Genomic DNA, 15,322 nt, shown 5'->3' with positions numbered 1-15,322 from the left:
GCGCCATCGTGCCGATCGTCGCCAGCGAACCAGCCAGTCTGGAGCGGAGCTTCGGCAGGGAAGCGTTCGGCGCCGATCCGGCGAACTATCATGCCGCCCGGCCGCCCTATCCGCAGGCGACCTGGGATGCGCTGGTGCAGCGGGCCGGTCTTCGCGCCGGCATCGACATCCTCGAGATTGGGGCGGGCACCGGCCTCGCGACGATTCCGCTGCTGACGCACGATCCGGCGCGGCTGGTCGCGATCGAGCCTGATACGCGGCTTGCAGCATTCCTCGCCAAGACCGCAGCCGACCCACGCCTCACGGTGGTCGGCGAAACCTTCGAGGATGCCGAACTGCGGCCCACGTCTTTCGACCTGGTGGTCAGCGCGACGGCCTTCCACTGGCTTGATGCGGTTCCAGCCCTCAAGCGCATCGGCGGCCTGCTGCGAGATAACGGCTCGGTGGCGTTGATCTGGAACGACTTTGGCGACGCCGGACGTCCCGATCCGTTCCATGAGGCCACGGCACACCTGTTCGAAGGACACCGTGTCAGCACCGGTCGTGGTTCGGGCAGACTTTCGTTCGCCAGCGATGCCGACGCTCGTCTCGCAGATTTTGACGCTGCAGGGTTCGTTGCAGACGAGCCGCAGTTCCTGCGCTGGACGCTCGCCCTCGACCCCCGAGGGGTACGCGCACTCTACTCCACCTATTCCAACGTGACTGCGCTGCCTCCGCTTGAGCGGACGCGCCTGCTCGACGGGCTTTTCGACGTCGCAGGCATGCAATTCGGCGGTCGCGTCGAGCGCAACATGACCACCGCCCTCTACACCGCGAGGCGCGCGCCCGACGCGCATCTCGCTGCCTGAGACACCAAGCAAGAACTGGAGACTTCCCATGGCCGATATCAGCGGCAAGATCGTTCTCATTACCGCCGCGGCGCAGGGTATCGGCCTTGCCTCGGTGCATGCCTTCGTCAAGGCCGGCGCCAAGGTGATCGCCACCGACGTCAATGCGGCAAAGCTCAAAGAGCTGGACGGCACTCCCGGTGTCACCACCCGGGTGCTCAACGTGCTGAGCACCGAAGAAGTGAACAAGGCGGTGGCCGAGATCGGCCGCATCGATATCCTGTTCAACTGCGCCGGCGTGGTGCAGTCGGGTACCGTGCTCGAGATGCCCGACAAGGACCTCGAGTTCGCCTTCGACCTCAACGTCTGGGCGCAGATCCGCGCCATCAAGGCGGTGCTGCCGCAGATGCTGGAGCGCAAGGATGGCTGCATCATCAACATGGCGACTGTCGCCTCGTCGGTGACCGCGGTGCCGAACCGCGCCGCCTACACCATTTCGAAGGCCGCCGTGGTCGGGCTCACCAAGTCGATGGCCGCCGACTATACCGACAAGGGCATCCGGGTGAACGCCATCTGCCCGGGCACCGTCGAATCGCCGTCGCTGCACGAACGCTGGCACGCCACCGGCGATTTCGAAGCGGCAAAGAAAGCCTTCATCGCCCGCCAGCCGATTGGCCGCATCGGCCAGCCGGAAGAGGTTGCCGACCTCGCCGTCTATCTCGCCGGCGCCACCTACACCACCGGCCAGGTGCAGATCATCGACGGCGGCTGGACGGCTTAAGCCACGGATCCGGTGCGGGTGGCCCCACCCCACCCTTGATCCCTCCCCATCGAGGGGAGGGAGAGACGACTGAAAGTCCAGTGAAACTCGATCGCTCTCCCTCCCCCTTGTGGGGAGGGATCAAGGGTGGGGGTGGCCGCAAACTCCGGTGGTCAACCTAGTCCGCAAACCCCTGCGCCACCGGGGCCTTGCACACCCCTGCCGTTTCCAGCTGGTGGGCGATCCTCAAGCACACATCCTCGCGCCACGGCGCGGCGATCACCTGGACGCCGAGTGGCAGGTCCTCGCCATATTGCCACACCGGCACCGTCACCACCGGCAGGCCGATGAACGAGATCGGCTGGGTGAAGATCCCCAGATTGGGCCGCACTGGCAGCTCGACGCCGCCGAACATCGCGGTCTTCTGGCCGAGCAGCGGCGCCTTCATCGGCGTTGCCGGGGCGAGGATGGCGTCGACCCCGTCGAACAGTTTCAGCACCCGATCGCGGAACACCCGGCGTAGTTTTTGCGCCCGCTCCACCCAGACAGCAGGCAGCATGGTCCCGGCGAGCAGCCGATCGCGCACCTCGGGGTCGAAATCGTCGGGACGTTCGCGCAAACGCTCAAGATGCAGCGTCGCCCCCTCGGCCATGGTGATGAGGAAGGCTGCGGCGCGGGCTGCCTGCGCATCGGGCAGGGTGACGGTCTTGGTCACCTCGAGGGCCTTCGCCACCTTCTGCACCTGCGCCTGCACTTCCGGCGCGCCGAGGAAATACTCGCCGGCGACGGCGATGCGCAGCCCGGGGATCGGATGCTTCAGCCGCGCGAAGGTCGGCTCGTTCACCCGCTTGGTCTGCGCCGGATCGGCCTCGTCAAAACCCTGCAGCGTGTCATAGGCCAGCGCCAGGTCGCGGGTCGAGCGGGCGAGCGGACCGAGGTGATCGAGACTGGAGACAAAGGGGAAGCTATGCGCCCGGCTCAGCCGGCCATAGGTCGGCTTCAGCCCGAACAAGCCGCAGAACGAGGCCGGCACGCGGATCGAGCCGTTGGTGTCGGAGCCGAGGCTCAACGGCACCAGCCCGCCAGCCACCGCAGCAGCCGGGCCGGCTGAGGAGCCGCCGGTCATCCGGTCGAGGGCGTGTGGGTTACGCGACGGGCCGTCATGGGCGTTCTCGCCGGTGAAGCCGTAGGCGTATTCGTCCATGTTGAGGCCGCCGAGCAGCACGGCGCCAGCGGCTTCGAGACGGCTCACCAGCGTTGCATCGCGCGCTGCCGGCGGGTTGTCGCGGTTGATCTTCGAGCCGGCGCGGGTGGTGATGCCCTTGATGTCGTAGAGGTTCTTGACCGCGAACGGCACGCCGGCGAGCGGGCCGGGATCCATGGCGTTGCGGATCTTGCTGTCGACCAGTTCGGCCTGCTCCAGCGCCCGCTCCGCCGTCACGTCGGTGAAGGCGCCCAGCATCGGGTTGTGCCGTTCGATGCGCTTGAGCGCCGCCTCGGTCACGGCGCGTGCCGTGACCTGGCCGCCTTTGACGGCTTCGGCAATCTCGACGGCGTCGGCGGTTGCCTTCATGCGCGATAGACCGGCGCGGGCTCGGCGTCATCGTCGAGCTTGATCTGCTCGACCAGCGCCGCCATCTTCGAGGCGGTCTTCAGGTTGAGCTTGATGCCGGCCCGGTGCTCGGGCGCGATACGCAGCTGCAGCAGCGGCGCCGCAGCGTCGATCAGCGCATCGGCATCGAAGGGTTTGTAGGCCATGGCGCGTCATGCCTCGCATCGGCCAGCCGAGTGCAGCCCCCTGCTCTCGTGCCACCAGCCGTAAATAACCCTCACACGACAGCGCCTTGCGCGGCAATCATCTTGATGGTCGCGGGGCAACGACACGGCAGCGACTGGTTTCGCCGGAACTAACATGTTAGCGCTTGTGGCGAGGAAACGGCCGGGGAAACCGGCAGCGAGGGAACAAACGTGAATCAGATCGATCTCAACGGGCAGGTGGCCGTGGTCACCGGCGGCGCCTCGGGCTTCGGCCTGGCCTGCGCCAAGCGCTTCATCGCCTCGGGCGCCAAAGTCAGCCTCTGGGACCGCGACGCCGAGGCCTTGAAGCTGGCAACGGGGCTGCTCGGCGCAGAGGCATCGAGCCAGACGGTCGATATCACCGATTATGACGGGCTGGCTGCCGCGCATGCTACGGTGGAGAAGCAGGTCGGCCCGGTCTCGATCCTCCTCAACTCGGCCGGCATTGCCGGCAAGAACGCGCCGCTCGACGAGTATGGGCTCGACGAATGGCGGCGCGTCATCGAGATCAACCTCAACGGCACGTTCTACGTCAACCGCGTGGTGATCCCCTCGATGAAGGCGCGCAACTATGGCCGAATCGTCAACATCTCGTCGGTCGCCGGCAAAGAGGGCAACCCCAATGCCGCCGCTTATGCCGCCTCAAAATCCGGCGTGCTCGGGCTGGTGAAGGCGCTGGGCAAGGAAGTCGCCAAGTACGATATCGCGGTCAACGCCATCACCCCGGCGGTGGCCAATACCGCCATCCTCAAGGAAGTCACCAAGGAGTTCATCGAGTACATGCTGAGCCGCATCCCGCGCGGCCGCTTTCTCGAGGTGGATGAGCTCGCCAACATGGTCGCCTGGCTGGTGTCGAAGGAAAACAGTTTTACCACCGCCTCGGTGTTCGATCTCTCGGGCGGCAGGACCACCTACTGATGACCATCCGGCACTGCGTGTTCCTGAAATTCCGCGACGATGTCCCCCTGAGCGAGATACAGTCGATCTACGACCAGCTCGCCGTGCTCGGCGTGCACCTCGAGATCGAGCACATGAGTTACGGCCCGAACCTCTCGCCCGAAGGCCTGCACCAGGGCTTTGTCGACGGCTTCACCATGGACTTCCCGGACGCCGCCGCCCGCGACGCCTATCTCGCCGACGGCAAGCACAAGGAAGCGGGCAAGCGGCTCGTTGCGGCGCTCGAGGGAGGGGTGAAGGGCCTGCTGGTGTTCGATATCGAGGTTTGAGGGGGCGTATTCGCCACCCGCCAGAGAAGCCGGTGTGGGAAGAGTACCCCCACCCCTGTCCCCTCCCCGCAAGGGGGAGGGAGACGCTCTCACCGACGCCAGTGTTTTGGTCGCCTCCCCCCTTGCGGGGGAGGGACAGGGTGGGGGTACTCTTCCCACACCGAACTATCCTCACGTCGTGATCCCCCATCCCCGCGACGCCGCAATAGTCTCGGCCAGCAACCCGCCCATGCGGCTCTCGGGCCGGCCGAGGTCGCGGACGATGGTCATGTGGTCGAGATCGGGCAACGTGATCCGCTCGTAGTTGAGGCCGCGCCGCTCGGCGGCAAAGCAGAGGTCCTGCGCCTGCAGGTGAAACGGCTCGGTCTCGTTGTGGCCGACCGCCACCACCACCTCGGGGCCGGCCAGTTGCTCGGCGCCGAGCGGGGAGAAGTTGGCCACCTCCTCGTCGGTCAGCAGCAGGTCAGGCTGCAGGTAGCTCTGGGTGATCGGCCTCAGGTCATAGAGCCCGGACACCAGCAGCAGCGACTTCACCGGGATATTGGGCGCATGCGCCTCGTGCGGGGCGCGCGCCGCGAGATAGCTCGCGAGGTGCCCGCCGGCCGAGTGCCCCGAGGCCGAAAACGCATTGGGGTCGCCGCCAAAGCTTGCCGCATTTCCGATCAGCCAGCGCGCCGCCTGCCGCACTTCGTCGACCAGCTGCGCCAGGCGCGCATTGGGGATCAGCGTGTATTCGACGATCGCCGCGATGGCGCCGCTGCGGGTGATGGTCTCGGCGGGAAAGGCGAACATTTCCTTGTCGTTCAAGAACCAGTAGCCGCCGTGGATGAACATGTGGATCGGCAGCGGCCCGGTGGCGTTCTCGGGAAAGAACAGGTCGAGCCGCTGCCGCGCTCCGTCGCCGTAGCTGAGGTCGAACCGGCTCTTCAGTGTGGCGCGGGTGCGGGCGCTGGCGGCGAGGTTGCCATTCTTCACCGCCTCGAAGTCCGGCACCAGGTTGGGAATGTCGAACGGGTCGATGGCGGTCACGGCGTACTCCCTCAAGCTCAGGTCAACCCGAGCCCGACCGCAACCGCCAAGTCAAGCACCCCAAACGGTGCAGCCGCCGCCCCCAGGGAACTTGCCGACGAGCAAAGTTCTCATTTTGTCCCACGACCGATTCGATTAGTGTGGCGCGCCTCAGAGTATGGGAACCACGATGTCCGATTACGTTATCGCGCCGCCGCCGCAGCCTGCCGTCCCCGTTGCCGGCGGAGGACTGTTCCCGGTTCGCCGCATCTATTGCGTGGGCCGCAACTATGCCGAGCACGCGCGCGAGATGGGGCACGATCCCAATGCCGAGCCGCCGTTCTTCTTCGCCAAACCCGCCGATGCGCTGGTGATCGAGGGCGCCGATTCGCCTTACCCGTCCGAGACGCAGAACCACCACCACGAGATCGAGCTGGTCGCCGCCATCGGCGCCGGCGGCAGGAACATCGCCGTCGCCGATGCGATGAACCACGTCTGGGGCTATGCGGTCGGCATTGACCTGACGCGCCGCGACCTGCAGGCCTGGGCCAAGAAGGGCGCCAAGCCCTGGGAAGTGGCCAAAGGGTTCGACCATTCTGCCCCGATCGGCACACTGGTCCCGGCCGCGGGCATTCCAACCCCGCTCAGGGGCGCCATCGAGCTCCGCGTCAACGGCGAGACCCGCCAGTCGGCCGATATCGCCGACATGACCTGGGACCTGCCGCATGTGATCGCCGAACTCTCGAAGTACTTTGAACTGTTCCCCGGCGACCTGATCTTCACCGGCACCCCGGCCGGGGTTTCGGCTGTGGTCAAGGGCGACCTGCTCGAAGGCTCAATATCAGGCATCGGAACCGTCACGGTGCGCATCGCCTGATGGAGTGGTCGCCGCAACAGGATGAAGCGCTGCAGTCGGTATCGCGCTGGCTGAAGGACAAGGACGGCAAGCAGGTGTTCCGGCTGTTCGGCTGGGCCGGCACCGGCAAATCGACGCTCGCCCGCCATCTCGCCCAGGGGGTGAAGTCGGTGAAATATGCCGCCTTCACCGGCAAGGCGGCGATGGTGATGCGGAAATACGGGGCGCGCGGCGCCTCGACCATCCACTCGCTGATCTACGCGCTGGTGTCGGAGAAAGATGGCGAGCCGAAATTCGCGCTCGACCCGGAGAGCGAGGCGCTGACCGCCGACCTGATCGTCATCGACGAGGTCTCGATGGTCGACGAGCAGCTCGGCCGGGACCTGCTCAGCTTCGGCACCAAGGTGCTGGTGCTGGGCGATCCGTTCCAGCTGCCGCCGGTGCAGGGCGCTGGTTTCTTCACCGCCGACGAGCCCGACTATATGCTCACCGAGATCCACCGCCAGGCGGCGGACAACCCGATCATCCGCATGTCGATGGAAATCCGCGAGGGCGGCTATCTCGAGCATGGCCGCTATGGCGAGAGCCTCGTCATTCCGCGCGCCGATGTCGACCGCGACGCGGTGATGGAAGCTGACCAGGTGCTGGCCGGCCGCAACAAGACGCGGGTGGCCTATAATGACCGCATCCGCGAGATCAAGAACCTGCCACGGCACGAGCCGGTGGCCGGCGATCGCCTGGTGTGCCTCAGGAACAACCCGGTCAAGAAGCTGCTCAATGGCCAGATCTGGACGGCTGCCGAGGTCAAGAAGCGCTCCAACGCCCGCTACTCGATGACGCTCGACCCGGACGAAGTCACCGGCGCCAAGGCGACGCAGGCCAAAGTGGTGACGCACGCGGCGTTCTTTTCGGGCGAAGAAGACCAGCTGAGCTGGCCCGAGCGCCGCCAGTACGACGAGTTCACTTTCGGCTATTGCCTCACCGTGCACAAAGCCCAGGGCAGCCAGTGGGACAACGTCTACCTGTTCGACGAAAGCTATGTCTTCCGCGAGGATCGGCAGCGCTGGCTCTACACCGGGGTCACCCGCGCCAGCGAGAAAATCACCGTGGTCTCCTGACCAGCCAAACGGTTAACGCGCCGATAACGCGGCATTGCGCACGCTGGTGTCCTCGTAACAGGATCGGCGCACGCAACAGATGATGCAGCCCCTCCGATTTCTCGTCTCCCCGAACCAGGGTCGCTGGACCCTGAGCGTCGGCCCTACCGTCCTCGCGAACCACTCAACGCTGGATCGGGCGGTCCGCGCCGCGGTCGACATGGCCCGGCGGACCCGAGGCGATAACCGGGTCTTTCTTGAAAGCGAGGATGGGCGGGTGCAGCAGCACTGGCCGGCCTGATGACGGGCGCCGCGTCGTCTCGGTCAGCCGTTCGATCCGCCAGGTCGGGAACATCTGCCCCATGATGGCAGCCATTTGCGTGTGGGCTCGCATCAGCCGCACGGCGTAGCCGGGCTCGATGCTGACGATGCTGGGAATCTCCTCGGACTGCACCACGATGCTGCTGAACATGCCGAAGCGCCTGATGTCGCCCCTTGGCAATTGCACGATGTAAGCGATCACCTCCACCACCTCCGAGCCGTAGAGTAAGGCGGTCGTGCTGACCGTTGCCTGACGACCCGGGTAGCGGTTTGTTAACTCACGCCAAAGCGGGTTGCGAGATCAGCCCCTGGAAGGCTCTTCTGCCGGTCTCTGTCCCCGCTTCCGACGGCCGGCGCTCCGTCGTGCCTTTGGACACTCCCCATTGTCATCGCGCTGGTTTAGGGTCCGCGCCGACATTTCCTGGAGGGTAGCATGGACTATCGATTGCTCGGCCGTTCCGGCCTCAAGGTCTCGTCGCTGTCGATCGGCACGGCGACGTTCGGCGGCGATGGGTTGTGGGGCGATACCAACGTCAAGGAGGCGCAGCGCCAGATCGACCTCTGCCTCGACCATGGCGTCAACCTGATCGACACCGCCAATGTCTATTCGGGGAGCGTCTCGGAGACGATCATCGGCGAGGCGCTGACCGATGGCCGGCGTGATCGGCTGCTGATCGCCACCAAGGTGCGCTTCCCACGCGGCAAGGGGCCCAATGATCGCGGCCTCAGCCGCTGGCACATCATCCGCGAGGCGGAAGCGTCGCTCAAACGGATGAAGACCGACGTCATCGACCTCTACCAGGTGCATGAGTGGGACGGGCAGACGCCGCTCGAGGAAACGCTGGAGGCGCTCGATACGCTCGTCCGCTCGGGCAAGGTCCGCTATATCGGCTGCTCGAACTATTCGGCCTGGCACCTGATGAAGGCGCTCGCCACCTCGAACGAGCGCAACTACCAGCGCTTCGTCTCCCAGCAGATCCACTACACGCTGCATTCGCGTGAGGCCGAGTTCGAGCTGATCCCGGCCGGGCTCGACCAGGGCGTTTCGGTGCTGGTGTGGTCGCCGCTGGCCGGCGGGTGGCTGTCGGGCAAGTACACCCGCAACTCGAAGCCGAGCGATGGCCGGCAGGTGCGCGGCTTCAAGGAGCCGCCGATCTATGATCCGGAGCACCTGTGGAAGATCGTCGATGTGGTCAACGAAGTGGCCAGCGCGCATGGCGTCTCCGGCGCGCAGGTGTCGCTGGCCTGGCTGTTGAGTAAGCCGATCGTTGCCTCGGTGATCGTCGGCGGCCGCAATATCGAGCAGTTCGAGGACAACCTGAAAGCCGCCGAGCTGCAGCTCACCGCCGAGGAACTGGGCAGACTCGACGCGGTCAGCCAGCCGAACCTCCCCTACCCCTACTGGCACCAGAACTTTACCGCGCAGGATCGCCTCAGCGAGCCTGACCTGGCGCTGCACCGGCCCTATCTCGACAAGTGACCATGTTGTGCGGGCGGGCCGATCTCCCCCGCCGGCACAATCCTGAACGCAGGCGTCATGTTTTCTTGACTAAGTTTAGAACCGTTATAAACTGTGGGCGGTTCCAGACCCCATCCAGCCGCAAAAGATTGCCCGGTATCCGGGGCTTTGCGTGGGGAAGCAGCAAGAAGTCGGCGTGACGCGCCGAATCGGAGATTCGATGAGACTGACTCGCCAGTCCAACTACGCCATCCGCACTCTGATCTATTGTGCGGTCAATGCGCCCGGCCTCAGCCGGGTCGCCGACATCGCCAAGGCACATGCGATTTCGGAACTGTTCCTGTTCAAGCTGATCAAGCCGCTGGTTGAAAACGGCCTGATCGAGACGGTGCGCGGCCGCCGCGGCGGCATCAAGCTCGGCCGTCCGGCCGAAGAGATCACCCTGCTCGACACCGTCCGCCTTACCGAAGAGAGCTTCTCGATGGCCGAGTGCTTCGAGGATGGCGACGTGACCTGCCCCTTGGCCGACAGCTGCGACGTCAATGCGGCGTTGCGCGAGGCACTGGGCGCGTTTTTCAACGTGCTCGAGAGCTACACTATCGCCGACCTCGCTTCGAAGCGGCGGTCGTTGCGGGATCGGCTTGGCCTCAAGTTCGAAGATATGGAGCCGGTGCTGATCCGCGAAGCGGCGCACTGAACCCTCTGACTTAGCGGCGGATGCCGGACCGACTCCAACCGTCCGGCATCCGCCCTTTCGCCACACGCGCCCGACCCGAAGGGCGTTGATCGTGCGGCGGAACCCAGTCTCTCTCTCTCTGGGGTTGCCGGCAGACGGACAAAGGCCCAAACCCATGGCCCTCGCTCACCTGCCCGACCTGCCCCGAAGCCCGAGGCCGGGCGCTTTTGCCAAGTGGCAGTTGAACGGCTTGTGACTCTGGTCGTCAGGCTCGGTTCATTCATCTTTGCCACCTGCACCCGTCTTGATTTGTCGCGCTTTCGAGCTGGAAAAATCTGCAATCCCCGCCTTCGCGAGGACAGGCATTTTCCTGAAAGCGCTTCGGGCCCCGCGTTGATCTCGCGGCGCCCCCATGCTCTATGCCCCCGAACCCACTGAACCCGGACTAACCAATGGCCGCCGCGCCCATTCTCTTCCTGCAGCAAATCCGCCTGCGCCTCGGCTCCAGCGAGCTGCTGGAGGGCGCCGAGCTGTCGCTGCTGCCGGGCGAGAAGGTGGCGCTGGTCGGTCGCAACGGCTCCGGCAAATCGACGCTGCTGAAGATCGCCGCCGGCGAAATCGAGCCCGATGGCGGCCGCCGCTTCCTGCAGCCGGGCGCCACCATCCGCTACCTGCCGCAGGAGCCGGACCTCTCGGGCTACCCCAACGTGCTTGCCTATGTCGAAGCCGGCATGCAGGCAGGCGACGACCATTACCGCGCCACCTACCTGCTCAACGCGCTCGGCCTCACCGGCAACGAGGAGCCACATCGACTCTCCGGCGGCGAGGCGCGCCGCGCCGCCCTGGCCCGGGTGCTGGCCCCCGAACCGGACATTATCCTGCTCGATGAGCCGACCAACCACCTCGACCTGCCGGCCATCGAGTGGCTGGAGAACGAGCTTTCCAGCATCCGCTCGGCGCTGGTGATCATCAGCCACGACCGGCGCTTTCTCGCCGACCTCACCCGCTCGACCGTCTGGCTCGACCGCGGCGTCACCCGCCGCCTCGACAAGGGGTTCGGCGGCTTCGAGGAATGGCGCGACCAGGTGCTGGAGGAGGAGGAAACCGCCCGGCACAAGCTCGACCGGCAGATCGTCCGCGAAGAACACTGGCTGACTTATGGCGTCACCGCCCGGCGCAAGCGCAACGTGCGCCGGCTCGACGGGCTGTTCGCGCTGCGCCAGGAACGGCGCGACCTGAAGCGCGGCGTCGGCGAGGTGAAGATCTCGGTCGCCGAGGGCGAGACCTCGGGCAAGATGGTGATGGAGGCCAAGGATATCTCGAAGGCCTTTGGCGAGCGGGTCATCGTCAAGGATTTCACCACAAGGGTGATCCGGGGCGACCGGCTGGGGATCATCGGCGCCAATGGCGCGGGCAAGACCACCCTGATCAAGCTGTTGACCGGCGAGCTGCCGCCCGACAGCGGCACGGTGCGGCTCGGCGCCAACCTCGAACTCGCCAGCCTCGACCAGCGCCGCGCCACGCTCAGCGCCGACATGACGCTCAAGGAGGCAGTGACCGGCGGCGGCTCGGATACCCTCGTCATCAACGGCCAGCCCAAGCACTTCATGGGCTATCTGAAGGACTTCCTGTTCGGCCCCGAGCAGGCCGGCACCGCTGTCAGCAAGCTGTCAGGCGGCGAGCGTGGCCGGCTGGTGCTGGCGCGGGTGCTGTCGCTGCCCTCGAACGTGCTGGTGCTGGATGAACCGACCAACGACCTCGACCTCGAAACGCTCGACCTCTTACAGGAAATGCTGGCCGACTACCCGGGCACAGTGATCGTCGTCAGCCACGACCGCGATTTCCTCGACCGCGTCGCCACCTCGGTGGTGGTGTCGGATGGCGGCGGGCAATGGACCGAGTACCCGGGCGGCTATTCCGACATGGTGAGCCAGCGCGGCTATGGTGTCACGGCGCCCGCCAGCGCCCCGAAGCCGAAGGGCGGACGCCAGGCAGCACTGCCGCAGACCAGCTCGCACCCCGCCGCCAAGCAGAAGCTCAGCTTCAAGCAGAAGCATGCGCTCGAGACCCTGCCCAAGGAGATCGCCAGGCTCGAAGCCGAGATCGCCAAGCTCAATGCAGTACTGGCCGATGGCAACCTCTATGCCCGCGACCCGCAGAAGTTCACCGACACCGGCAAGGTGCTGGAGAAGGCCCAGGCAGCGCTCGGCAAGGCTGAGGACGAATGGCTGGAACTCGAAGCCCTGCGCGAGGAAATCGAGGGGTAGCGCCAAGGCATCCAGTTGCTGTCGGCTGCCGGCCGTTATGCCAATCCAATAAGCAAGGCGATGTGCGTTGCTCAGAATTGGAGCAGCGTGGATGTGTCGACCCGCATAATTCCATAGTTTCTGGCCGTTCCCGCCTGGCACGGAGCTTGCTTCACTAGCTGAGAGTTGGTGGCTAGGGTTCCGGCGCTTCGGCGCGGCTGGTCCGAGAGCTGCCACTGGCCGGGAGAGACATCCCGCCAGGTGCACGGCGGGACAAAAGCCCGGGAGACCTCGTTAGCCAAGGGATTGGCGAGCGCAGCGTCTCGTCATCCCTCAACGTGAGGGAGCGATGACTCTTCCAGCGACCGAACCCGAAGCCCCTGTTCTTTCCATCCGCGGCCTCCACGTCCGCCTCAGCCGCGATGGCCGCGCCAGCACTGTGCTCGACGGCATCGACTTCGATCTCGCCCCGGGCGAAGTCGTGGCGCTCGTCGGCGAGAGCGGCTCCGGCAAGTCCACCATCGGCCTGACGCTGCAGGGGCTCCTGCCAGCCGAAGCGCAGCCCGAGATATCTGGCAGCATCCGCCTCGCCGGGCGCGAGATCGTCGGCGCCAGGCCGCGTGAGTTGCGCGACCTCCGACTTAGCCTCGTCCGCGCTGTCCCACAGGATCCGATGGGCGCGCTCAACCCCACGATGAGCATCGGCGCGCAGTTGCGTGAGAGCGGGCTCAGCGCCGACGAAGTGCTCGAGTGGCTCGCCCGCACCGGCCTGCCCAACCCCAGGCGTATTGCCGCCGACATGCCGCACCGCCTGTCGGGCGGCCAGCGCCAGCGCGTGCTGATCGCGATGAGCATGGCGGCAAAGCCGCGCGTGCTGATCGCCGACGAGCCGACGACTGCACTCGATGTCACGGTGCAGGCGCAGATCCTCACCCTGCTCCGCGATCTCGCCCGTGAGCACAACACCGCCACGCTCTTCATCACGCACGACCTCGCTGTCGCCGCCGAACTCGCCGACCGGGTGATGGTGCTTTATGGCGGGCGCGTTGCCGAAGTCGGGCACACCCGCGCGCTGATCGCCGCGCCGTCGCACCCTTACTCGGCGGGCCTCCTCGCCGCCCGCTTCGATCTCGATTCCGACCGCAGCCGCCAGCTTGGGACGCTCGCCTCCGAGCAGCTGCGGGCGCGGCCGAGCGGCGCGCACTGCAACTACGTCACCCGCTGCCCCCTTGCCGAAGCCGAGTGCTCCGAGCGCAAGCCGGACCTGGTGCGCCGGCAGGATGGGCGACAGGTCGCGTGCTTCCAATCCAATCGGGTGCCGGACCTGCTCGCCCGCGTCCGCGAAGCTCCGAGCTGGCCCGAGGCATCGGCGAGCGAAGCCAACGCGCTCGAGCTCTACCGCATCGAGAAGAGCTTCGGCCCGAAACGCGGGATCCTACGTCCTGCCCGCCAGACCCAGGTCCTCGCCGGCATCGACCTCAGGATCCAGCAGGGCGAGTGCGTCGCGCTCGTCGGTGAAAGTGGCTCGGGCAAATCCACCCTGCTCCGCATCGCGGCGGGCCTCCTCGCCCCCGACGAAGGCGACGTATCATGGTTCGGCGGCATCCCGCCGCAAGTGGTGTTTCAGGATGCCGTCGCGGCACTTACACCCTGGCTGACCGTCGGCGAACAGATCCGCGACCGCCTCCGCCCGCTGGGGCTTAGCCGGCATGAGCAGGACAAGAAGATCGCTGAAGCGCTGAAGCTTGTTGGCGTCGATCCGGCGCTGCAGCACGCCCTGCCGAGCGAACTTTCTGGCGGCCAGTGCCAGCGCATCACCGTCGCCCGCGCCGTGGTCGTGCCGCCAAAGCTGCTGCTCTGCGACGAGCCGATCAGCGCTATGGACGTTTCCCTCGCGGCGCAGACGCTCAACCTCCTCGGGAGCCTCCGCCGCTCCATGGGCATGGCCATGCTGTTCGTTACCCACGATCTCGCCGCTGCCCGGCTTATCGCCGACCGCATCGCGGTGCTGGAGAAAGGCCATCTCGTCGAAGTCGGCGAGGCTGATCAGGTCATTTCCGCCCCGCAAGCACCCTACACGAAAATGCTGGTCGGCGCCGTGCCGCGCTTGGGGGGCTCTCAGGAAAAGTTGCAGACTTTTCCACCTCGAGAGCGCGACCAATCAGATGCTCTAGCCAGCTGACCGAGACCGACAATGGCCCTCGCAACCGAACTCTCCGCCCCCACCGCACCCCCCGCCTTCGCGTGGCTCCGCCGCGTCGGCTGGCTCGAACGCATCGGCCTTGCCGGTGTGTTCGTCATCACGCTCGTCGCCATCTTTGGCCCGTTTTTCGTACCCTACGACCCGATGCTGCGCGTCGCCGCCGCCTACCTGCCGCCCGACGCCGCGCACTGGTTCGGCACCGACGAAATCGGCCGCGACCTGTTCTCGCGCGTCGTCCTCGGTGTCCGCTACACTTGGCTCCCGGGCCTCGCCGTCATCGGCATCGCCTTGCTCATCGGCACGGTGATCGGCGTCTTCGCCGGCATGGTCGGCGGCTGGGTCGATGCGCTGCTGCAGCGAGTGGTGGAGCTGTTCCTCGTGCTCCCCTCGACGCTGATCGCCCTCGCTGTCGTCGCGGCGCTCGGGCCCGGCCTCATCAACACCATGATCGCCATCACCATCTTCTGGTGGCCGTGGTATGCCCGCATGGCCCGCGACGAAGTCCGCCGCATCCGGGCCCGGCCGCATGTCGAGGCAGCCCGCATCGCCGGGGTGAAGGGCTCGCGCCTGATGTTGCGCTACCTCTTGCCGGGGGCGGTGCCGGCGCTGGCGGTGGCGGCGACGCTCGATGTCGCCAACATCATCCTGACCCTGTCGGTGATCTCCTTCCTCGGCCTCGGCCTCCCCGCCCCGGCCCCCGAACTCGGCGCCATGACCTCACGCTCGGTCGACAGCCTCACCGTCTACTGGTGGCTGCCCATCATCCCGGCGCTGGTGATCTTCGTAATGTCGATCCTCGCCAACCTCGCCGGCGACGGCATCCGCTCCGCCCTTCGAGGTGCATGA

15 protein-coding genes and 1 riboswitch are annotated in these 15,322 nt (G+C 66.2%); of the genes, 12 read left to right on the top strand and 3 right to left on the bottom strand.

Annotation, left to right across the window (positions count from 1 at the left end):
• The first annotated feature begins 14 nt into the window (after positions 1-14).
• Both ASC89_RS03855 and ASC89_RS03850 read left to right on the top strand, forming a co-directional pair.
• Complete coding sequence (locus ASC89_RS03855; RefSeq protein ID WP_055994967.1) at positions 15-848, top strand: bifunctional 2-polyprenyl-6-hydroxyphenol methylase/3-demethylubiquinol 3-O-methyltransferase UbiG; 834 nt, start codon at positions 15-17, stop codon at positions 846-848.
• Positions 849-876: 28 nt separating this feature from the next.
• Complete coding sequence (locus tag ASC89_RS03850) at positions 877-1,608, top strand: SDR family oxidoreductase (RefSeq protein ID WP_055873541.1); 732 nt, start codon at positions 877-879, stop codon at positions 1,606-1,608.
• Between the two features lie 157 nt (positions 1,609-1,765).
• On the opposite strand, the gene ASC89_RS03845 is transcribed toward ASC89_RS03850, so the two are convergent.
• Together ASC89_RS03845 and ASC89_RS03840 are read right to left on the bottom strand one after the other, a co-directional pair.
• Positions 1,766-3,160: an AtzE family amidohydrolase gene (locus tag ASC89_RS03845; protein WP_055994709.1), complete on the bottom strand. Its 1,395-nt coding sequence runs from the start codon at positions 3,158-3,160 to the stop codon at positions 1,766-1,768.
• Positions 3,157-3,345 (bottom strand): DUF4089 domain-containing protein, encoded by a 189-nt coding sequence (locus ASC89_RS03840; RefSeq protein WP_055994705.1) that lies wholly within the window; start codon positions 3,343-3,345, stop codon positions 3,157-3,159. The genes ASC89_RS03845 and ASC89_RS03840 overlap by 4 nt, the downstream gene beginning before the upstream one ends.
• A gap of 210 nt (positions 3,346-3,555) precedes the next feature.
• On the opposite strand from ASC89_RS03840, the gene ASC89_RS03835 reads away from it, so the two are divergent.
• A complete protein-coding gene (locus ASC89_RS03835) occupies positions 3,556-4,302 on the top strand; it encodes an SDR family NAD(P)-dependent oxidoreductase (protein ID WP_055994698.1) in 747 nt (248 codons plus the stop codon).
• On the top strand, positions 4,302-4,610 hold the full coding sequence (locus ASC89_RS03830) for a Dabb family protein (RefSeq protein WP_055994695.1): 309 nt from the start codon (positions 4,302-4,304) through the stop codon (positions 4,608-4,610). The genes ASC89_RS03835 and ASC89_RS03830 overlap by 1 nt, the downstream gene beginning before the upstream one ends.
• A 171-nt stretch (positions 4,611-4,781) precedes the next feature.
• On the opposite strand, the gene ASC89_RS03825 is transcribed toward ASC89_RS03830, so the two are convergent.
• Positions 4,782-5,639 carry an alpha/beta hydrolase gene (locus ASC89_RS03825; RefSeq protein WP_055994692.1) on the bottom strand — a complete coding sequence of 286 codons (858 nt, stop codon included), beginning with the start codon at positions 5,637-5,639 and terminating at the stop codon, positions 4,782-4,784.
• Between the two features lie 169 nt (positions 5,640-5,808).
• On the opposite strand from ASC89_RS03825, the gene ASC89_RS03820 reads away from it, so the two are divergent.
• The 8 genes from ASC89_RS03820 (at position 5,809) to ASC89_RS03785 (ending at position 15,322) form a co-directional block, all read left to right on the top strand.
• Entirely contained in the window at positions 5,809-6,495 is a 687-nt protein-coding gene (locus tag ASC89_RS03820) for a fumarylacetoacetate hydrolase family protein (RefSeq protein WP_055994689.1), read from the top strand.
• On the top strand, positions 6,495-7,592 hold the full coding sequence (locus ASC89_RS03815) for an ATP-dependent RecD-like DNA helicase (protein ID WP_055873563.1): 1,098 nt from the start codon (positions 6,495-6,497) through the stop codon (positions 7,590-7,592). The genes ASC89_RS03820 and ASC89_RS03815 overlap by 1 nt, the downstream gene beginning before the upstream one ends.
• A 79-nt stretch (positions 7,593-7,671) precedes the next feature.
• A complete protein-coding gene (locus tag ASC89_RS29215; RefSeq protein WP_156384485.1) occupies positions 7,672-7,872 on the top strand; it encodes a DUF2188 domain-containing protein in 201 nt (66 codons plus the stop codon).
• A gap of 453 nt (positions 7,873-8,325) precedes the next feature.
• Entirely contained in the window at positions 8,326-9,372 is a 1,047-nt protein-coding gene (locus tag ASC89_RS03805; protein WP_055873569.1) for an aldo/keto reductase, read from the top strand.
• A gap of 199 nt (positions 9,373-9,571) precedes the next feature.
• Positions 9,572-10,048, top strand: coding sequence for an iron-responsive transcriptional regulator RirA (gene rirA, locus ASC89_RS03800; RefSeq protein ID WP_055873572.1), 477 nt, complete (start codon positions 9,572-9,574; stop codon positions 10,046-10,048).
• A gap of 431 nt (positions 10,049-10,479) precedes the next feature.
• The gene (locus ASC89_RS03795; protein WP_055994686.1) at positions 10,480-12,294 is read left to right on the top strand and encodes an ABC-F family ATP-binding cassette domain-containing protein; all 1,815 of its coding nucleotides are present in this window, start codon (positions 10,480-10,482) and stop codon (positions 12,292-12,294) included.
• Between the two features lie 161 nt (positions 12,295-12,455).
• Positions 12,456-12,563: riboswitch (guanidine-I (ykkC/yxkD leader) on the top strand.
• A 59-nt stretch (positions 12,564-12,622) separates the two neighbouring features.
• Positions 12,623-14,455, top strand: coding sequence for an ABC transporter ATP-binding protein (locus ASC89_RS03790; RefSeq protein ID WP_082533154.1), 1,833 nt, complete (start codon positions 12,623-12,625; stop codon positions 14,453-14,455).
• Between the two features lie 12 nt (positions 14,456-14,467).
• Positions 14,468-15,322, top strand: coding sequence for an ABC transporter permease (locus tag ASC89_RS03785; protein WP_055994683.1), 855 nt, complete (start codon positions 14,468-14,470; stop codon positions 15,320-15,322).

Source organism: Devosia sp. Root413D1, assembly GCF_001425235.1.
GTDB lineage: Bacteria > Pseudomonadota > Alphaproteobacteria > Rhizobiales > Devosiaceae > Devosia_A.
This window is presented reverse-complemented; position numbering and strand designations above follow the sequence as displayed.

Excerpts from the sequence above, each read along its gene's own strand:
- ASC89_RS29215 (WP_156384485.1), top strand. The coding sequence starts at position 7,672 with ATGATGCAGCCCCTCCGATTTCTCGTCTCCCCGAACCAGGGTCGCTGG.
- rirA (WP_055873572.1), top strand. The coding sequence starts at position 9,572 with ATGAGACTGACTCGCCAGTCCAACTACGCCATCCGCACTCTGATCTAT.
- ASC89_RS03805 (WP_055873569.1), top strand. The coding sequence starts at position 8,326 with ATGGACTATCGATTGCTCGGCCGTTCCGGCCTCAAGGTCTCGTCGCTG.
- ASC89_RS03830 (WP_055994695.1), top strand. The coding sequence starts at position 4,302 with ATGACCATCCGGCACTGCGTGTTCCTGAAATTCCGCGACGATGTCCCC.
- ASC89_RS03850 (WP_055873541.1), top strand. The coding sequence starts at position 877 with ATGGCCGATATCAGCGGCAAGATCGTTCTCATTACCGCCGCGGCGCAG.
- ASC89_RS03845 (WP_055994709.1), bottom strand. The coding sequence starts at position 3,160 with ATGAAGGCAACCGCCGACGCCGTCGAGATTGCCGAAGCCGTCAAAGGC.
- ASC89_RS03790 (WP_082533154.1), top strand. The coding sequence starts at position 12,623 with ATGACTCTTCCAGCGACCGAACCCGAAGCCCCTGTTCTTTCCATCCGC.
- ASC89_RS03840 (WP_055994705.1), bottom strand. The coding sequence starts at position 3,345 with ATGGCCTACAAACCCTTCGATGCCGATGCGCTGATCGACGCTGCGGCG.
- ASC89_RS03815 (WP_055873563.1), top strand. The coding sequence starts at position 6,495 with ATGGAGTGGTCGCCGCAACAGGATGAAGCGCTGCAGTCGGTATCGCGC.
- ASC89_RS03820 (WP_055994689.1), top strand. The coding sequence starts at position 5,809 with ATGTCCGATTACGTTATCGCGCCGCCGCCGCAGCCTGCCGTCCCCGTT.
- ASC89_RS03795 (WP_055994686.1), top strand. The coding sequence starts at position 10,480 with ATGGCCGCCGCGCCCATTCTCTTCCTGCAGCAAATCCGCCTGCGCCTC.
- ASC89_RS03785 (WP_055994683.1), top strand. The coding sequence starts at position 14,468 with ATGGCCCTCGCAACCGAACTCTCCGCCCCCACCGCACCCCCCGCCTTC.